Here is a 16,724-nt window from a genome sequence, read left to right on the forward strand (position 1 = left end):
CACACGCGCCTTGAGCGCCGGGCCTCGCTCGCCGCGACCGGCTCGCATCGTGCATCGTGTGCACGTACCGGCCGGGGCGAAGCCGCGTCATGGACGCGGCGCGAAGCCCGATGATCGCTCGACAGCCGCGCGGGGTGTCTCGCCAATTTTGACGTCGCCTGGAGCGCCGCGTAACGCGGAACACTTGAGGGCGCTCGCCGTAATTTTCGCAATCGGGAGCCTGGTTTTGCTCGACATCGCTCGATACCGAGGCTCACCTGATGAATTCTTTTTTACCAAAATTCCGTTACCGTCGGCATCACGTCGCGACCGAACGGGCCTGTGGGCGCCGTCCTTGCCGCAACGGATTCCGTGCGTGCAACTCGTTGCTTCTTATGATTGACTGGGCGAGCAACCAACCCTTGGGTACAGCCAAGCAAGTAAAATAACAGTTTCCTGCTTCGCACCCTGCAATCCGTGCGCCTGTCGGCGAACGCGCCGTGAGCCCCGGACTGCTGGGCAAATTATATTCAGAATGAATGAGTTAGGCAAAATATCCCAGAAATCGGTCGCAAGTGACCAAGTTTCGATGATACAGGTGGATGACGGCGCAGCCGGGCAGCGCATCGATAATTTTTTACTGCGCGTCTGCAAGGGTGTACCCAAAAGTCATATTTACCGAATCCTGCGCAGCGGTGAAGTCCGGGTAAACAAGGGGCGCGTCGACGCCAAGTACCGGCTCGTGACCGGCGACGTCGTGCGCGTGCCGCCGATCCGCATCGCTCAGGGCGCCGCCGACGACGTGCAGCCGCCCGTGCCGGCCGCGCATTTCGAAGTCCTGTACGAGGACGACGCGCTGATCGTCATCAACAAGCCGGCCGGCGTGGCCGTGCACGGCGGCAGCGGCGTTGCTTTCGGCGTGATCGAACAGATGCGCGAGGCGCGCCCGCTCGGCAAATTTCTCGAACTCGTGCATCGGCTCGATCGCGAAACCTCGGGTATCCTGCTGCTCGCCAAGAAACGCGCGGCGCTGGTCGGCCTGCATGAGCAGATTCGCGACAATCGCATGGACAAGCGCTACTACGCGTGCGTGCATGGCGAGTGGTCCAGCGACTGGGGGCGCCGCCGTGCCGTGAAGGAGCCGTTGAGGAAGTATCTGACCCCGGAAGGCGAGCGGCGCGTGTGCGTGCAGCCGGACGGGCAGCCGTCGCATACCGTCTTCAACCTCGTCGAGCGCTGGCCAGGCTATGCATTGCTGGAAGCCGAGCTCAAGACGGGCCGCACGCACCAGATCCGTGTGCATCTCGCGCATCTTGGGCTGCCGATCGTGGGCGATGCGAAGTACGGCGATTTCGCGCTGAACAAGGCGCTCGCGCGGGCAAGCGCGCGGCCGTCGCTCAAGCGCATGTTCCTGCATGCGCATCGCTTGCGTCTGACGCATCCGATCAGCGGCGAGCCGCTCGAATTGAACGCACCGTTGCCGGCCGAATGCCGGCGCTTCCTGGACCAACTGACCGAACTGCGCAGCGAGACGCAACCGCATGGCCCGACAGCAATTTGATCTGATCGTCTTCGACTGGGACGGCACGTTGATGGATTCGACCGCGCATATCACGCGCAGTATCCAGGCCGCGTGCCGGGATCTCGGCTTACCGGTGCCGGCCGACGAAGCCGCGAGCTATGTGATCGGGCTCGGCTTGCGCGATGCGCTGCAAATCGCGGCGCCGTCGCTGGACCCATCCGACTACCCGCGGCTCGCCGAGCGCTATCGCTATCATTACCTCGTCAAAGAGGCCCGCACCGAGCTGTTCGATGGGGTGCTCGACATGCTGCAAGAGTTGCGGGGGCTCGGTTATCTGCTGGCCGTCGCGACGGGCAAGAGCCGCGTCGGTCTGAATCGCGCGCTCGACGAAGCGCGCCTCACGAGCCTGTTCGACGGTACGCGCTGTGCCGACGAAACCTTCTCGAAGCCGCACCCGGCCATGTTGCACGAGCTCACGCGCGAACTGGGCCAGGATCTGGCGCGCACGGTCATGATCGGCGATACCACGCACGACTTGCAGATGGCGGTCAATGCGGGCACCGCGAGCATCGCCGTCACGTACGGCGCGCACCCGGCCGAGGCGCTGGCCGCGCTCGAGCCGGCGTTCGTGGCGGACAGCGTCGCCTCGCTGTCCGACTGGCTGAGGACTCACGCGTGAGCGGCGCAGCGCGCGAAGCGGTGCGCGTGTGCGCGTCCGAGGCGCTCGTCGACGGCGGCGCCGGTGTGCGCGTGGACGCGGCGCACTGCGGCCACGCGGCCATCGTGTTCTTCGTGCGCTACGACGGCAACGTCTACGGCTACCTCAATCGTTGTGCGCACGTGCCCATGGAGCTCGACTGGGTCGAGGGCCAGTTCTTCGAATCGTCGGGCTTATACTTGATGTGCGCCACGCACGGCGCGATCTACGCGCCCGATACCGGGCGCTGCGTCGGCGGCCCGTGCCGCGGCGGCCGGTTGCGGCCGGTAGCGGTTCAGGAGCGCGATACGCCCGAGGGCCGCGCGGTATTCTGGCTGCCCGAGGACGACCTGCACCCGGCGACAACTTCCAGCCCCCTTCCTTGATAGCGACGCATGGCCGATAACCACTCCCCTGAATCGCAAGACATTCCCGAATCGCGTCCCCCGACAGGCGAGGGCGCGCGCGAGCCGAACTGGGAGCGCGCGGCGCTCGAGCGCATCGCGCTGGCCGCCATCAATGAGCAGCGCTCGGCACGGCGTTGGCGCATCTTCTTCCGCTTTGCGTTTCTCGCGGTCCTGATCCTGATCGTGTTCGGACTGTTCGACGCGTCCCGCGAGAAGGTCACGGTCTCGGGGCGTCATACGGCGCTCGTCACGCTCGACGGCGAGATTGCCGCCGATACGAATGCGAACGCCGACGACATCGACACCGCGCTCGAAAACGCGTTCGACGATGCGAGCACGGTCGGTGTGATCCTGCACATCAACAGCCCCGGTGGCAGTCCGGTGCAGGCCGGCATCATGAATGCCGAGATTCGTCGCCTGCGCGCGAAATATCCGTCCAAGCCGCTTTACGTGGTGGTCGGCGACATGTGTGCGTCGGGCGGCTACTACGTCGCGGCGGCGGCCGACAAGATCTTCGTCGACCGCGCGAGCATCGTCGGCTCGATCGGCGTGCTGATGGACGGCTTCGGCTTCACGGGTCTCATGGACAAGCTCGGCATTCAGCGGCGCTTGCACACGTCGGGGGCCAACAAAGGCTTTTTCGACCCGTTCTCGCCCGAGACGCCGGCGATGGATTCGCATGCGCAGGCGATGCTCGACGACATCCACCAGCAGTTCATCGATGCCGTGAAGATGGGGCGAGGCAAGCGTCTGCACGAGACGGCGGACGTATTCTCGGGGCTGTTCTGGACCGGCGAGAAGAGCGTCGAGCTGGGGCTGGCCGACGGCTTCGGCGACACCGGCTACGTCGCGCGCGAAGTGATCAAGGCACCCGACGTCGTCGACTACACGGTCAAGGAGAGCCTCTCCGACCGCATCACCCGCAAGTTCGGCGCGGCCGTCGGCTCGGCGGCCGTGCATGCGCTGGCGCTCGGCGGCGTGCGGCTGCACTGAGGCGTGCGCGCCGCGCGCACCTCAGTTCGCGAGCATCAGGAAGATCGCGGGGCGCTTGTGCAGATCGAGCGTGCCCGCGTGTTTCTTCCACGCTGAAACGGGGCGGCTGGCGATGGTCTCCGTCTCGAGCGTGAGGTCGACGGCGACGGCAACCAGCGTCGACGGCGCGCAGCCCGCAACGAGCGCATCGAGCAATGCGCGATTGCGGTAGGGCGTCTCGATGAAGATCTGCGTTTCGTTGGCCTTGCGCGAGTGCTGCTCGAGTTCGCGTAATTTCTTGGCCCGTTCGGCGGGATCGACCGGCAAGTAGCCGTGAAACGCGAAGCGCTGACCATTCAGGCCCGAGGCCATCAGCGCGAGCAGGATCGAGCTCGGGCCCACCAGCGGCACGACTTTCACGCCACGCTCATGGGCGCGCCGCACGAGCAGCGCGCCAGGGTCCGCGACGGCAGGGCAGCCGGCCTCCGACACGAGTCCCGCGTCGGTGCCGGCCAGAATCGGCGCAAGCAGCGCGTCGATGTCGCGAGCCGGCGTATTCACATTCAATTCGCGAATCTCGATTTCCTGGATCGGCCGCTCCGTGCCGACTTTTTTCAGGAAGGCGCGCGTGGTCTTGGCGTTTTCGCCGACGTAATAGTGCAGCGAAGCTGCGCGCGCGAGCACGCTGGCCGGCAGCACGGTGGCGAGCGCGCTGGCGTCGCCGTCGCCGAGCGCATTCGGGATCAAATAGAGCACGCCTGTCATCGCGCCCCCTGGAGCAGCGGGTAGCCGGCCGCGCGCAGCATGCGCGTGAGCGCGATCAGCGGGAGCCCGACGAGGGCGGTGGGGTCCGTCGATTCGATCGACTCGAGCAGCGCGATGCCGAGCCCTTCCGACTTGGCGCTGCCGGCCACGTCGTACGGCGTTTCGGCGTGCAGGTATTGCTCGAGTTCGGCGTTGGGAAGATCGCGAAAGCGCACGCGCGTCACGACGTCTTCGGTCTGCGCGACGTCGCGTGCCGCGTCGTACAGGCACAACGCGCTATGAAATTCGACGACGCGTCCGCGCATCGCCTGCAACTGAGCCAGCGCTTTTTCGTGCGTGCCGGGCTTGCCGATTTGCTGGCCGTCGAAGGTGGCGACCTGGTCGGAGCCGATCACGAGCACGTGGCGTGCGTCAAGGCCGGCTACGGAGAGTGTCACGACGGCGCGCGCCTTCGCTTGGGCCAGTCGCAGTGCCGTGGCGGCGGGTGTTTCGTCGGCAAGCGGCGTTTCGTCGATCGCGGGCACGGCGACGTCGAACGGGATGCGCAGCCGCTCGAGCAGCTCGCGTCGATAGGGCGAGCTCGAGGCGAGGATCAGCCGAGGTGGTTGGTCGGATGGGGTGGACATGGTCGGGACGGGAAAAAGAGATCCGGATCGCGTGCGCAAGGCGTTTTGCAGCCGGGTCTTAAGTGTTTGACTCGAAAAGGTAAAACGAATATGATGTCGGGCTTTTCACGGTATGCCCGATCCGCTGGTCGGCGCTTTTCGCCGTGGCCGTCAGTCGCGGCGATTGAGCGATTCGCAGCGATTCGGGTTGAACAGACGCAAGGGGAGCGAGCTCATGACTCAACATCCTGGCCAGCCTCACGGCTCCGTCAATCCGCACGAGCTCGATGTGTTCGAATTTGCGCGTAGTGGGCGACAGGCAGCGGGCGCGGTGCGCGTCTCGCAACTGCCGCGCATGTTAAACGAAGTCCCAGCCGACGCGCCAGATCGCGACACCGCGTTCACGTGGCAGGTGGAAGGGTCTACGCAGCCGGAGTTGCAGGACGACGGCACCGAGGCTGCTCAGCCGTACCTGCGGCTCGCGGTGCACGGGTGCGCATGGCTCGAGTGCCAGCGATGCCTCGCGCCGTATGAGCAGTCGTTCGATGTCGACGCCATCTATCGGCTCGTGGCGACGGAAGAGGAGGCGGACGAGTTTCCGCTCGATGACGATGAAGTGGATGTGATCGTGGGCTCGCGCCAGTTCGATCTCATCGATTTGATCGAAGAAGAGCTGTTGCTTTCTCTGCCGCTCGTGCCCAAGCACGATGTGTGTCCTGAGGTGCACGAGAGCTTGCTTTCCGGCACCAGCGACGCCGAAGAGGCCGACGAACCAGCGGCGGACGACGGCGGTGCGCAGGCGCCGGACAAGCCGAATCCGTTCGCGGCGCTCGATGCGCTCAAGCGTGGCGGCTCCGGCGACAAGAAGCATTGAAAACGTTGCATTAGTAGCGCGATGCGGCGCGCCGGCCGTTCGGCCGATGGCGTGGTGCCGTTCGGGCTGTGTTAGAATCCGGAAAATTTTTAGGAGTTATCATGGCAGTCCAGCAAAACAAGAAGTCGCCGTCCAAGCGCGGCATGCACCGCTCGCACGATTTCCTGACTGCGGCGCCCCTGGCCGTCGAGCCGAGCACGGGTGAGGTGCACATGCGTCACCACATCAGCCCGAACGGCTACTACCGCGGCAAGAAAGTCGTCAAGACGAAGAACGACTAATCGCGCTTTGCGCGCGGCGCCTGCCGGGCGCGGCAGCTTAGTGCGTCGCGAACGGCTCGCTTGACATTTTCCCGGTTTGACAAAAAGGGCGGCATTCAACTGCCGCTTTTTTGCGCCTGAAATTCGTCGCAGTCCATGACTATAAAGCTCACGATAGATTGCATGGGAGGCGACCACGGCCCGTCCGTGACCGTTCCCGCTGCCGTCAACTTCGTTCGCTCGCATGCCGACGCACATCTCGTGCTGGTCGGTGTCGAAACCGCGATTCGTGCTCAACTGAAGAAGTGCAAAGCGCTGGATCATCCCGCGCTGACCATTGTGCCCGCCTCCGAAGTCGTCGCTATGGACGACCCGGTCGAGGTCGCGTTGCGCAAGAAGAAAGATTCTTCGATGCGCGTCGCGTTGAACCTCGTCAAGGAAGACGCGGCGCAGGCCTGTATCTCCGCCGGCAACACGGGCGCGCTGATGGCCGTCTCTCGCTACGTGCTCAAAACGCTCGCAGGTATCGAGCGGCCCGCGATCGCCTCCGCATTGCCCAATTCGCACGGCTACACGATGATGCTCGACCTCGGCGCCAACGTCGATTGCGAGCCGCAGCATCTGCTGCAGTTTGCCGAAATGGGGCATGCGCTCGTGTCCGCACTCGAGGGCAAGGAGCGTCCGACCATCGGGCTGCTCAACATCGGCGAAGAGGTCATCAAGGGCAACGACACGATCAAGCGCGCAGGCGAGTTGCTGCGCGCGAGCACGCTCAATTTTCGCGGTAACGTCGAGGGCAACGACATCTACAAGGGCACGACCGATGTGATCGTCTGCGACGGCTTCGTCGGCAACGTCGCGCTCAAAACGTCGGAAGGATTGGCGCAGATGCTTTCCGAGATCATCCGCGAGGAATTCGGTCGCTCGCCGCTCACGAAACTGATGGCGCTGCTGGCGCTGCCGGTGCTGATGCGCTTCAAGAAGCGCGTCGACCATCGCCAGTACAACGGTGCGGCCCTGCTCGGGTTGCGCGGCCTCGTCATCAAGAGCCACGGATCCGCTGATGCGTATGCGTTTGAGTGGGCTATCAAACGCGGGTATGATGCCGTCAAAAATGGCGTCCTCGAACGCCTCGCACGCGCGATGGAAGAAAATGCCTATCCGCTCGAACAGGCGGCGCGCGATGCGGGCGGCGCAGGTCATGCCACCCCCGCCGGCCGGCCGGCCGAGCCCTACGCTGCGGTTTCCTCGAAGGCATAATGGTTCAATCGAAAGTTTATTCCCGTGTGCTCGGCACTGGCAGCTACCTGCCGCCCGGGCGCGTGACCAATCAGCAGCTGACGGATCGTCTCGCCGAACGCGGTGTCGAAACCAGCGATGAGTGGATCGTCGCTCGTACCGGTATTCGGGCGCGCCACTTCGCCGAGCCCGACGTCGCGACGAGCGACCTCGCGCTGATCGCATCGCAGCGTGCGATCGAAGCTGCCGGTATCGATCCGCAGTCGATCGACCTGATCGTGGTCGCCACCTCGACGCCCGACTTCGTCTTTCCGAGCACGGCGTGCCTGCTGCAAGACAAGCTCGGGATCAAGAACAACGGCGCCGCGTTCGATATCCAGGCCGTGTGTTCGGGCTTTGCCTACGCGGTCGCGACGGTCGACAGCCTCATTCGCAGCGGACAGCACCGCACGGCGCTCGTCGTCGGTGCCGAGACGTTCTCGCGCATTCTCGATTTCAACGATCGCACGACCTGTGTGCTGTTCGGCGACGGTGCCGGCGCGATCATCCTGTCGGCATCGGAAGAGCCGGGCGTGCTCGCGAGCGCGTTGCATGCCGATGGCAGCCACGCGGGCATCCTGTGCACGCCGGGTCACGTGAACGGCGGCGTGGTGGCCGGTAGCGCGTTCCTTCACATGGATGGCCAAGCCGTGTTCAAGCTGGCCGTGAACGTGCTCGAGAAGGTCGCCATCGAAGCGTTGACCAAGGCGGATCTGTCGCCCGAGCAGGTCGATTGGCTAATTCCGCACCAAGCCAATATCCGTATCATGTCCAGCACCTGCCGCAAACTTGGCTTGCCGCAGGAGCGCATGGTCGTGACGGTCGATGAGCATGGCAATACGTCGGCCGCCTCCATTCCGCTCGCACTCGATCTCGCGGTGCGCGACGGGCGCATCAAGCGCGGCCAGAACGTGCTGCTCGAGGGCGTTGGCGGTGGCTTCACGTGGGGCGCCTCCGTCATTCGCTACTGATAGCGGCTGCTCGCCGGGCGGCGTCAGCCGCGGCATTCGCGCGCATGCGCATCCCATCGGATTTCAGTCATTTGGGGACGATATGAATTTTGCGTTCGTTTTTCCTGGGCAAGGCTCGCAGTCGGTCGGCATGCTCAACGCATTTGCCGATCACGCGATCGTGCGTGAAACGCTTCAGGAAGCATCCGACGCGCTGGGTCAGGATCTCGGCAAGCTGATCGCCGAAGGTCCAGCCGACGAATTGAACCTCACGACGAACACGCAGCCCGTCATGCTGACGGCAGCCTACGCGATGTACCGCGCATGGCGCGAAGCGGGCGGCCCGGCACCCATGATCGTCGCAGGCCACAGCCTTGGCGAATACACGGCGCTCGTTGCCGCGGGCGCCCTTGCGTTTCGCGATGCCGTGCCGCTCGTGCGCTTTCGCGCGCAGGCGATGCAGACGGCGGTGCCGGTCGGCGTCGGCGGCATGGCGGCCATTCTGGGCCTCGACGACGACACCGTGCGCGCCGTGTGCGCGGAAGCGGCCGGTGCCGGCCTCGGCGCGGTCGAAGCCGTCAATTTCAATGCGCCTGCCCAAGTCGTGATCGCAGGGCATAAGGAAGCGGTCGAGAAGGCCTGTGAGATCGCCAAGGCCAAGGGTGCCAAGCGCGCGCTGCCGCTGCCGGTGTCGGCGCCGTTTCACTCGTCGCTGCTCAAGCCGGCGTCGGATCAGCTGCGCCAATATCTGGCCGATGTCGAGGTCGGCGTTCCGCAGATTCCCGTCGTCAACAACGTCGACGTGGCGATCGTCGCAGAGCCCGCTGCCATCAAAGATGCGCTCGTGCGTCAGGCCGCTGGCCCCGTGCGCTGGGTCGAATGCGTTCAGGCGATCGCCCAGCGCGGTGTCTCGCATGTGATCGAGTGCGGTCCCGGCAAGGTGCTGGCGGGCCTCACGAAACGCATCGACGGCAACCTGGTCGGCGGTTCGATTACCGATCCGGCATCGCTCGACGACATGCTCAAGCTCGTAACGGCCTGACCGGGCCGCGTCGCTTCATTGGACGGAGACGGCAATCGATCCGCCTCGAGAAGCGGATCATTCGGATACATCATGGAAAAAGCTCTCGAAAAACAAATTGCGCTCGTGACGGGCGCTTCGCGCGGCATCGGCCGGGCGATCGCGCTCGAACTCGCGCGGCAAGGCGCGACCGTGATCGGTACGGCAACGAGCGAAGCAGGTGCCAACGGCATCGGCGAAGCGTTGTCGGCCCAGGGGTTCGCGGGTCGCGGCGCCGTGCTCGACGTCAACGACGCGGCTGCGGTCGATGCACTCATCGACGCGACGGTCAAGGAGTTCGGCGCGTTGAACATCCTCGTCAACAACGCAGGCATCACGCAGGATCAGCTCGCGATGCGCATGAAGGACGACGAGTGGGACGCCGTCATCGACACGAACCTGAAAGCCGTGTTCCGGCTCTCGCGTGCGGTGCTGCGCCCGATGATGAAGGCGCGTGGCGGCCGCATCATCAACATCACGTCGGTGGTGGGCTCGTCGGGCAATCCGGGGCAGATCAACTACGCGGCCGCGAAGGCCGGCGTGGCGGGCATGACGCGTGCACTTGCGCGTGAAATCGGCAGCCGCAACGTCACGGTCAATTGCGTGGCGCCGGGCTTCATCGATACCGACATGACGAAGGTGCTGCCGGAAGAACAGCAGACCGCGCTGAAGGCGCAGATTCCGCTGGGTCGGCTGGGCAGCCCCGAGGACATCGCACACGCCGTCGCGTTCCTCGCGTCGCCGCATGCCGGCTATATCACCGGCACGACGCTGCACGTGAACGGCGGCATGTTCATGTCGTAAGGAATTTCGGTTACCATCCGCGCCGCGGCGAGTTTGCTTAAACTGCCGGGCGCTTGTGTTGCCGCAAGCTTTGCGCGCTTTTTTGCGGTACCAAACCTGTTAGAATGCGCGCACTTGCATTTTTGAACATCTTTCCCTCGGAGGGGTAATGGACAACATCGAACAGCGCGTCAAGAAGATCGTCGCAGAACAACTGGGCGTTGCAGAAGCTGAAATCAAGAACGAAGCTTCGTTCGTCAACGACCTCGGCGCCGACTCGCTCGACACCGTTGAACTCGTGATGGCGCTGGAAGACGAATTCGGCATGGAAATTCCGGATGAAGAAGCCGAGAAGATCACGACCGTTCAGCAAGCGATCGACTACGCTCGCGCGAACGTCAAGGCCTAACGCCTGTCGCGCGATCCTTTCTGCGCTAGCCGCGTTTGACATGCTGTCACGTCGGATGCCGACGCTGGTGCCGGATTCATAGCCACAGGGCTCACAGGGCAAGTACCTGTGGCCGCTGTGGCTTTTGTTTTTGTCATTCTATGGAAAAGGGGTTACCGTGAGCCGCCGTCGCGTTGTCGTTACAGGCTTAGGGCTTATATCGCCTGTTGGCAACAATGTTGCCGACGGCTGGGCCAATCTGGTGGCCGGCAAGTCCGGCATCGCCAACATCACGAAGTTCGACGCTACGAACTTCTCGACCCGCTTTGCCGGCGAGGTCAAGGGCTTCAACATCGAAGACTATATTCCGGCCAAGGAAGCACGCCATATGGATACGTTCATCCATTACGGCATGGCGGCCGGCATTCAGGCTATTCAAGATAGCGGCTTCGAAGTGACGGAAGCGAACGCCGAGCGTGTCGGCGTGGTCGTGGGTTCCGGCATCGGCGGTCTGCCGATGATCGAAGTCACGCAAACCGAACTGCTCAATCGCGGTCCGCGCCGCATTTCGCCGTTCTTCGTCCCGGCCTCGATCATCAACATGATCTCGGGCCACATCGCCATCAAGTTCGGCTACAAAGGCCCGAACCTCGCGATCGTGACGGCTTGTACGACGGGCCTGCACTGCATCGGCGAAGCGGCGCGTCTGATCGAGTACGGCGATGCCGATGTGATGATCGCTGGCGGTGCCGAGTCGACGGTTTCGCCGCTCGGTATCGGCGGCTTCGCGGCGGCACGTGCGCTGTCGCAGCGAAACGACGATCCGGCGACGGCCAGCCGTCCGTGGGACAAGGATCGCGACGGCTTCGTGCTCGGCGAGGGCGCGGGTGTCATGGTGCTCGAAGAGTACGAGCACGCGAAGGCGCGTGGTGCGAAGATCTATGCGGAAGTGGGCGGCTACGGCATGAGCTGCGACGCGAACCACATGACGGCGCCGCTCGAAGACGGCGACGGCGCGCGCCGCTGCATGACGGCTGCGCTGCGCAACGCGGGCATCAACGGCGATCAGGTCGACTACGTGAACGCGCACGGTACGTCGACGCCGCTCGGCGACATCTCGGAGACGACGGGCATCAAGCGCGCGCTGGGCGAGCACGCCAAGCGGGTCGTCGTCAATTCGACGAAGTCGATGACGGGGCACTTGCTCGGCGGTTCGGGCGGTCTGGAGTCGGTGTTCACGGTGCTGGCGATGCATCACCAGGTGTCGCCGCCGACGATCAACATCTTCAACCAGGACCCGGACTGCGATCTCGACTACTGTGCCAACACGGCACGGGAGATGAAGATCGACATCGCGCTGAAGAACTCGTTCGGGTTCGGCGGCACGAACGGTACGCTCGTGTTCAAACGCGTCTGATCGCTTGACGGACGATTCGAACGCTTTTTCGCAGACAGGGGCGCCGCGCAAAGTGGCATTGCGGCGCTCCTTCATCTTGCGGGCGCTGACGTTCGCGTTCGTGGCGATTGCCTCGGCAGCCGTGCATGCGGTCGTCGCGCCGCGAGGCGGGACCGTTGCAGCGCTCGCGTTGGCGCTCGCCACGTGTGCGGCATTGATGCTCGGCTGGCGCTGCCACGAGCGTCGCCAGCCGGCGATGCTCGAAATCGCCTCGAGCGGCATTGCGGCGTTCGATGACGCCGGTCGTGCGTTGTTGCGCGGACGTATCGCTGGCGGCGCACAATGGGCGCGCTGGCTGCTCGTGCTCGCCGTGGTGCCTGACAGCGCGCGTCGCGTGATGCCGCTCGTCTTGGCAGCCGATGCGCTGCCGGCCGATATATTTCGCGAATTGGCCGTGCGGGCGCGGCACGCTTCACACTGATCTGTAACGACCGTAACGATCGTTACAGATCGCGCGTGGGTCGATGATGGGGACGCTACAATAACGCTCCGCGACGCACCCCCAAAGTGAACGGATCCTACAGGTGAGCGAAAAAGAAATTGACCAGGTATTGGTCGAGCGCGTGCAAAAGGGCGATAAGGCAGCGTTCGAACTCCTGGTCGCCAAATACCACCGCAAGATCATTCGGTTGATCTCGCGCCTCGTGCGCGACCCGGCCGAGGTCGAGGATGTCGCGCAAGACGCGTTCATCAAGGCTTATCGCGCGTTGCCGCAATTTCGTGGCGAATCGGCGTTCTATACGTGGTTGTACCGGATTGCCGTCAACACGGCCAAAAACTACCTTGCGACGCAAAGCCGGCGCGCACCCACCTCGACCGAGGCCGATGCCGAAGAAGCGGAAACTTTCTCCGACGCCGATCAACTAAGGGATATCAATACGCCCGAATCGGTGTTGATGAGCAAGCAGATCGCGCAAACGGTCAACGCCGCGATGGCGCTGTTGCCCGAGGAGTTGCGTACGGCGATCACGCTGCGCGAAATCGAAGGTCTGAGCTACGAGGAAATCGCCGAAATGATGGGGTGCCCGATCGGCACCGTGCGATCGCGCATTTTTCGCGCACGCGAGGCGATTGCGGCAAAATTGCGACCGCTGCTGGACACGCCGGAAGGCAAGCGCTGGTAGTGGCCGCGAGTATCGGACGTGTGCCGGCGGGCAACGCATACTTGGGGTAGTGGTCTTTACGGGGTATCTGTAAGATGGGGAGCGTCATGGGGTCGGTCTCGATGCAATCGCAGGAATGCTCGCGCGGCGAGCGTTTATCCGCTTTTCTCGATGGTGAATGGGCGGACGAGCACGTCGGCGACGTCCTCGGAGAACTGGACAGGGCGGAGCGCGCTACCTGGGGCGAATATCACCTGATCGGCGATGCGCTGCGCTCCGACGATCTGGCCGTGCACCCAGCCATGAGCGACGCTTTTCTCAAAGGTTTCGCCGCGCGGCTCGAAGCCGAGCCGCATGTGCTGGCGCCGGCCTCGGTGTCGCGAGCAGGCACGCATCGCCTGCAGATGCTGCGCCGCCGGTTCATGCCGGCCTTGGCCATCGCCGCGGCTGCTGCCACGTTGACGTGGATCGTCGTGCCGCAAGTGCAGCGGCTCGACGGTGCCCAAGGCTCCGTCCAGACGGCCTCGGCGCCAACCCGGGCCGACGGTGTGCGAGCGGTAGCCATGAACACCGCTGGCGAACAGGCGAACATCATCCGCGACGCCCGTCTCGATCAATATCTGGAAGCGCACCAGCAATTCGCTCAGCAGCCGATGATGGCTGGCTCGATGCCGCTGATTCGCGCCGCCGCGTTGACTTCGCAAGGCCAGTAAGCTGATGCCGATACTGCGGTTCAAGCGCGTCGCCACATGGGGGCGGCTGCCTACGTGGCTGTTTCTCGCCGCCTTCATGCTGGTGCTTGCACCCCACGCGTTTGCCGAGGCGGCTGGCACCACCGCCGCGCGCGAACAAGTGGCCGGCTGGCTCGACCGGATCCATCAGGCCGCGCAGAAGGAGAATTACGAAGGCGCATTCGTCTATCAGCGCGGCACATTCGTGCAGTCCTCGCGCATCACGCACTATGCGTCGCGCGGCGAGGGCGAGTACGAGTCGCTCGAGAGCCTCGACGGCAAGCCGCGCAAGCTGCTGCGTCACGACGACGATCTCTATACGTTCGTGCCCGAACGGCATATGTGCATCGTCGAAAAGCGCCAGAGCAAAGACTCGTTTCCGGCGTTGCTCGGTGAAAGCGGCGAGCAGGTGCTGATGGTCTACGAGCCGAAGCTGCTCGGCGCCGATCGCGTGGCGGGCTTGGACGCGCAGGTCATCGAGCTCGATCCGAAGGACACGTATCGCTTTGCCTACAAGTTGTGGGCCGATGCCAAGACCGGTCTGTTATTGCGCACACAAACGCTCGATGCGAACGGGCAGGTGCTCGAGCAGGTTTCGTTCACTCAGGTGCGCATCGGTGTGCCGGTAGAGAAGCAATCGATCGTGGCCGGCATGCGCAATACGACAGGCTGGACGCTCGTGCGGCCGCCCGTGCAGCCCGTCGACATCGAGGCGCAAGGCTGGCGCATGACGCCCGACGTCCAGGGCTTTCGCAAGATTCGTGAATTGCGGCGGCCGATGGCGGCGCGCGAGGCGGGCGATCCGCCGATCCCGGTCGATCAGGCCGTCTTCTCCGATGGGCTCTCGGCCATCTCCGTATTCATCGAGCGGGCCGAGAAGAATTCGCGCAAGGAAGGGGCGGGCAGCAGCGGTGCCACGCACGTGCTCGTGACGCGTTACGGCGATTACTGGATCACGCTGCTGGGCGAGGTGCCGCAAGCCACGCTGCAACGTTTCGCGTCTGCCATAGAATACAAAGCTTCCAAGTAACGCTTCGGTCCCTTCCTATGTCGAATTTCTCGGTGCGCAAATTTCTCGCGGCCGCGGTGCTGCTGGGCTGCCTGCCGCTCGCGCCGCAGGTCGCCGCAGCTGCGCCGGCGGCCAATCTGCCCGATTTCACGGATCTCGTCGACAAAGTGGGGCCAGCCGTCGTCAACATCCGCACGACGACGCACGTCTCGAGCACCACGCCCCAGCGCGGTTTGCCGCCTGGCCTCGACGACGGCGATATGTCCGAGTTCTTCCGCCGCTTTTTCGGCATTCCGCTGCCGCAGACGCCCAATACGCCTCATGCGCCGAACGTCCCGCACGGCGGCGGCAATGCGCCGGATTCGCCCGACGGCGGCGATGCCGAGCAGAGCAACGGCGTGGGCTCGGGCTTTATTCTGTCGACCGACGGCTACGTGATGACGAACGCGCACGTGATCGAGGATGCCGACAATATCTACGTGACGCTCACGGACAAGCGCGAGTTCAAAGCCAAGCTGATCGGTGCCGATGATCGCACTGACGTGGCCATCGTCAAGATCAGCGCGGCCAATCTGCCGGCTGTCACGATCGGCGATTCGAACAAGGTGCGGGTCGGCGAGTGGGTCGTCGCGATCGGCTCGCCGTTCGGGCTCGACAACACGGTGACGGCGGGCATCGTCAGCGCGAAGGGGCGCGATACCGGCGACTATCTGCCGTTCATCCAGACCGACGTGGCCGTGAATCCCGGCAACTCGGGCGGCCCGCTCATCAACATGCAGGGCGAGGTGATCGGCATCAACTCGCAGATTTATAGCCGCACGGGCGGTTTCATGGGCATTTCGTTCGCGATTCCGATCGACGAGGCGATGCGCGTGGCCGACCAGTTGAAGACGTCCGGCAAGGTCGTGCGTGGCCGCATCGCCGTGTCGATCGGTCAGGTCACGAAGGACGTGTCCGATTCGCTGGGCTTGCCGCGCGCCGAAGGGGCGCTCGTCAGCAGCGTCGAGCCGGGCGGTCCGGCTGACAAAGCTGGCGTACAGCCCGGCGACATCATCCTGAAATTCAATGGCATGCCGGTCGAGACCGATACCGATCTGCCGCGCATGGTCGGCGATACGAAACCGGGTACGAAGGCGACCGTGACCGTCTGGCGCAAGGGGCAGGCGCGCGATCTGCCGATCACGATCGCGGACACGCCGACCGACAAGACGGCCAAGGTCAGCGAGCAGGACGCGCAGGCGGCCAAACCGGGACGCAGCAATCCGCTCGGCGTGACGGTCAGCGATCTGTCGTCCGATCAGATGAAAACGCTGAAGCTGCGCAACGGCGTGCAGGTGGAAGCCGTGGAAGGGCCGGCGGAGCACGTCGGACTGCAAAAGGGCGACATCATCTTGCGAATCGGCGATACCGATGTCTCGAGTGCCAAGCAGTTCGAGCAGGTCACTGCGCATCTCGATCCGCAGAAGATGGTGGCCGTGCTCGTGCGCCGTGGCGAGAACACGCAGTTCGTGCCGATGCGGCCGCGTGCGGCAGTCGCACAAAAGTAAATGACCGCGCCGCAAACGCCGCGCTTGATGCTGTATGGGCGTGCCTGGTGCCATCTGTGCGAGGAGATGCAGGTGGCCCTCGAACCGCTGCTGGCCGAATTCGACATGCCGGTGGAGGTGGTCGACATCGATACCGATGCCGAACTCGAGGCGCGCTACGACGAACTCGTGCCGGTGCTGGTCTGGGATGGTCAGGAACTCTGCCGCTATCGGCTCGATGCCGCGCACGTGCGGGCGGTGCTCGAGTCCTACCGGGCCTCGCGATAGCAGGGGGTGCCCTCGCGTGGCGTGACGCGGCAGCGCGGCCGTCGGCCCACGATGAGGCCCTTGATTTGAAG

General features: G+C 64.2%; 20 protein-coding genes. 18 read left to right on the top strand and 2 right to left on the bottom strand.

Going from position 1 to position 16,724, the window contains the following annotated elements; all coding sequences use genetic code 11:
* Window positions 1-514: 514 nt before the first annotated feature.
* The 4 genes from D7S89_RS00275 to D7S89_RS00290 are packed head-to-tail and all read left to right on the top strand — an operon-like array spanning window position 515 to window position 3,598.
* Window positions 515-1,540, top strand: coding sequence for an RluA family pseudouridine synthase (locus D7S89_RS00275; protein ID WP_121274746.1), 1,026 nt, complete (start codon window positions 515-517; stop codon window positions 1,538-1,540).
* The gene (locus tag D7S89_RS00280; RefSeq protein ID WP_121274747.1) at window positions 1,521-2,180 is read left to right on the top strand and encodes an HAD-IIIA family hydrolase; all 660 of its coding nucleotides are present in this window, start codon (window positions 1,521-1,523) and stop codon (window positions 2,178-2,180) included. The genes D7S89_RS00275 and D7S89_RS00280 overlap by 20 nt, the downstream gene beginning before the upstream one ends.
* Window positions 2,177-2,584: a Rieske (2Fe-2S) protein gene (locus D7S89_RS00285; protein WP_121274748.1), complete on the top strand. Its 408-nt coding sequence runs from the start codon at window positions 2,177-2,179 to the stop codon at window positions 2,582-2,584. The genes D7S89_RS00280 and D7S89_RS00285 overlap by 4 nt, the downstream gene beginning before the upstream one ends.
* Window positions 2,585-2,593: 9 nt before the next feature.
* Window positions 2,594-3,598: a S49 family peptidase gene (locus D7S89_RS00290; protein WP_121274749.1), complete on the top strand. Its 1,005-nt coding sequence runs from the start codon at window positions 2,594-2,596 to the stop codon at window positions 3,596-3,598.
* Window positions 3,599-3,619: 21 nt separating this feature from the next.
* Here D7S89_RS00290 and D7S89_RS00295 read toward each other — a convergent pair whose 3' ends face one another.
* A complete protein-coding gene (locus tag D7S89_RS00295; RefSeq protein ID WP_121274750.1) occupies window positions 3,620-4,342 on the bottom strand; it encodes an SAM-dependent methyltransferase in 723 nt (240 codons plus the stop codon).
* Window positions 4,339-4,968: a Maf-like protein gene (locus D7S89_RS00300; RefSeq protein ID WP_121274751.1), complete on the bottom strand. Its 630-nt coding sequence runs from the start codon at window positions 4,966-4,968 to the stop codon at window positions 4,339-4,341. Before D7S89_RS00300 ends, D7S89_RS00295 begins: the two co-directional genes overlap by 4 nt.
* 214 nt (window positions 4,969-5,182) lie before the next feature.
* Here D7S89_RS00300 and D7S89_RS00305 point away from each other — a divergent pair, with 214 nt between their 5' ends.
* The 14 genes from D7S89_RS00305 to D7S89_RS00370 all read left to right on the top strand — a co-directional run bounded on the left by D7S89_RS00305 (window position 5,183) and on the right by D7S89_RS00370 (window position 16,653).
* A complete protein-coding gene (locus D7S89_RS00305) occupies window positions 5,183-5,821 on the top strand; it encodes a DUF177 domain-containing protein (protein WP_121275921.1) in 639 nt (212 codons plus the stop codon).
* A 101-nt stretch (window positions 5,822-5,922) separates the two neighbouring features.
* Window positions 5,923-6,102: a 50S ribosomal protein L32 gene (rpmF, locus tag D7S89_RS00310; RefSeq protein WP_121274752.1), complete on the top strand. Its 180-nt coding sequence runs from the start codon at window positions 5,923-5,925 to the stop codon at window positions 6,100-6,102.
* A 135-nt stretch (window positions 6,103-6,237) separates the two neighbouring features.
* Entirely contained in the window at window positions 6,238-7,341 is a 1,104-nt protein-coding gene (gene plsX / locus D7S89_RS00315; RefSeq protein ID WP_121274753.1) for a phosphate acyltransferase PlsX, read from the top strand.
* Window positions 7,341-8,330, top strand: coding sequence for a beta-ketoacyl-ACP synthase III (locus D7S89_RS00320; RefSeq protein ID WP_121274754.1), 990 nt, complete (start codon window positions 7,341-7,343; stop codon window positions 8,328-8,330). The genes plsX and D7S89_RS00320 overlap by 1 nt, the downstream gene beginning before the upstream one ends.
* Before the next feature lie 82 nt (window positions 8,331-8,412).
* Window positions 8,413-9,351, top strand: a complete 939-nt coding sequence (gene fabD, locus D7S89_RS00325; RefSeq protein ID WP_121274755.1) for an ACP S-malonyltransferase — start codon at window positions 8,413-8,415, stop codon at window positions 9,349-9,351.
* Window positions 9,352-9,423: 72 nt separating this feature from the next.
* Window positions 9,424-10,173, top strand: coding sequence for a 3-oxoacyl-ACP reductase FabG (gene fabG / locus D7S89_RS00330; protein ID WP_121274756.1), 750 nt, complete (start codon window positions 9,424-9,426; stop codon window positions 10,171-10,173).
* A 148-nt stretch (window positions 10,174-10,321) separates the two neighbouring features.
* Window positions 10,322-10,561 (top strand): acyl carrier protein, encoded by a 240-nt coding sequence (gene acpP / locus D7S89_RS00335; RefSeq protein WP_004197638.1) that lies wholly within the window; start codon window positions 10,322-10,324, stop codon window positions 10,559-10,561.
* 157 nt (window positions 10,562-10,718) lie between these two features.
* Complete coding sequence (gene fabF, locus D7S89_RS00340) at window positions 10,719-11,957, top strand: beta-ketoacyl-ACP synthase II (protein ID WP_121274757.1); 1,239 nt, start codon at window positions 10,719-10,721, stop codon at window positions 11,955-11,957.
* Between the two features lie 4 nt (window positions 11,958-11,961).
* A complete protein-coding gene (locus tag D7S89_RS00345; RefSeq protein WP_121274758.1) occupies window positions 11,962-12,417 on the top strand; it encodes a protein YgfX in 456 nt (151 codons plus the stop codon).
* Window positions 12,418-12,520: 103 nt separating this feature from the next.
* Window positions 12,521-13,120 (top strand): RNA polymerase sigma factor RpoE, encoded by a 600-nt coding sequence (gene rpoE / locus D7S89_RS00350; RefSeq protein ID WP_121274759.1) that lies wholly within the window; start codon window positions 12,521-12,523, stop codon window positions 13,118-13,120.
* Window positions 13,121-13,206: 86 nt separating this feature from the next.
* Window positions 13,207-13,812: a sigma-E factor negative regulatory protein gene (locus D7S89_RS00355; RefSeq protein WP_121274760.1), complete on the top strand. Its 606-nt coding sequence runs from the start codon at window positions 13,207-13,209 to the stop codon at window positions 13,810-13,812.
* Between the two features lie 4 nt (window positions 13,813-13,816).
* On the top strand, window positions 13,817-14,860 hold the full coding sequence (locus D7S89_RS00360; RefSeq protein ID WP_121274761.1) for a MucB/RseB C-terminal domain-containing protein: 1,044 nt from the start codon (window positions 13,817-13,819) through the stop codon (window positions 14,858-14,860).
* 17 nt (window positions 14,861-14,877) lie between these two features.
* Window positions 14,878-16,386: a DegQ family serine endoprotease gene (locus D7S89_RS00365; RefSeq protein ID WP_121274762.1), complete on the top strand. Its 1,509-nt coding sequence runs from the start codon at window positions 14,878-14,880 to the stop codon at window positions 16,384-16,386.
* Window positions 16,387-16,653 carry a glutaredoxin family protein gene (locus D7S89_RS00370; RefSeq protein WP_121274763.1) on the top strand — a complete coding sequence of 89 codons (267 nt, stop codon included), beginning with the start codon at window positions 16,387-16,389 and terminating at the stop codon, window positions 16,651-16,653.
* The last annotated feature ends 71 nt before the right edge of the window (window positions 16,654-16,724 follow it).

Origin of the sequence: Trinickia fusca, assembly GCF_003628145.1 — a bacterium.
GTDB lineage: Bacteria > Pseudomonadota > Gammaproteobacteria > Burkholderiales > Burkholderiaceae > Trinickia > Trinickia fusca.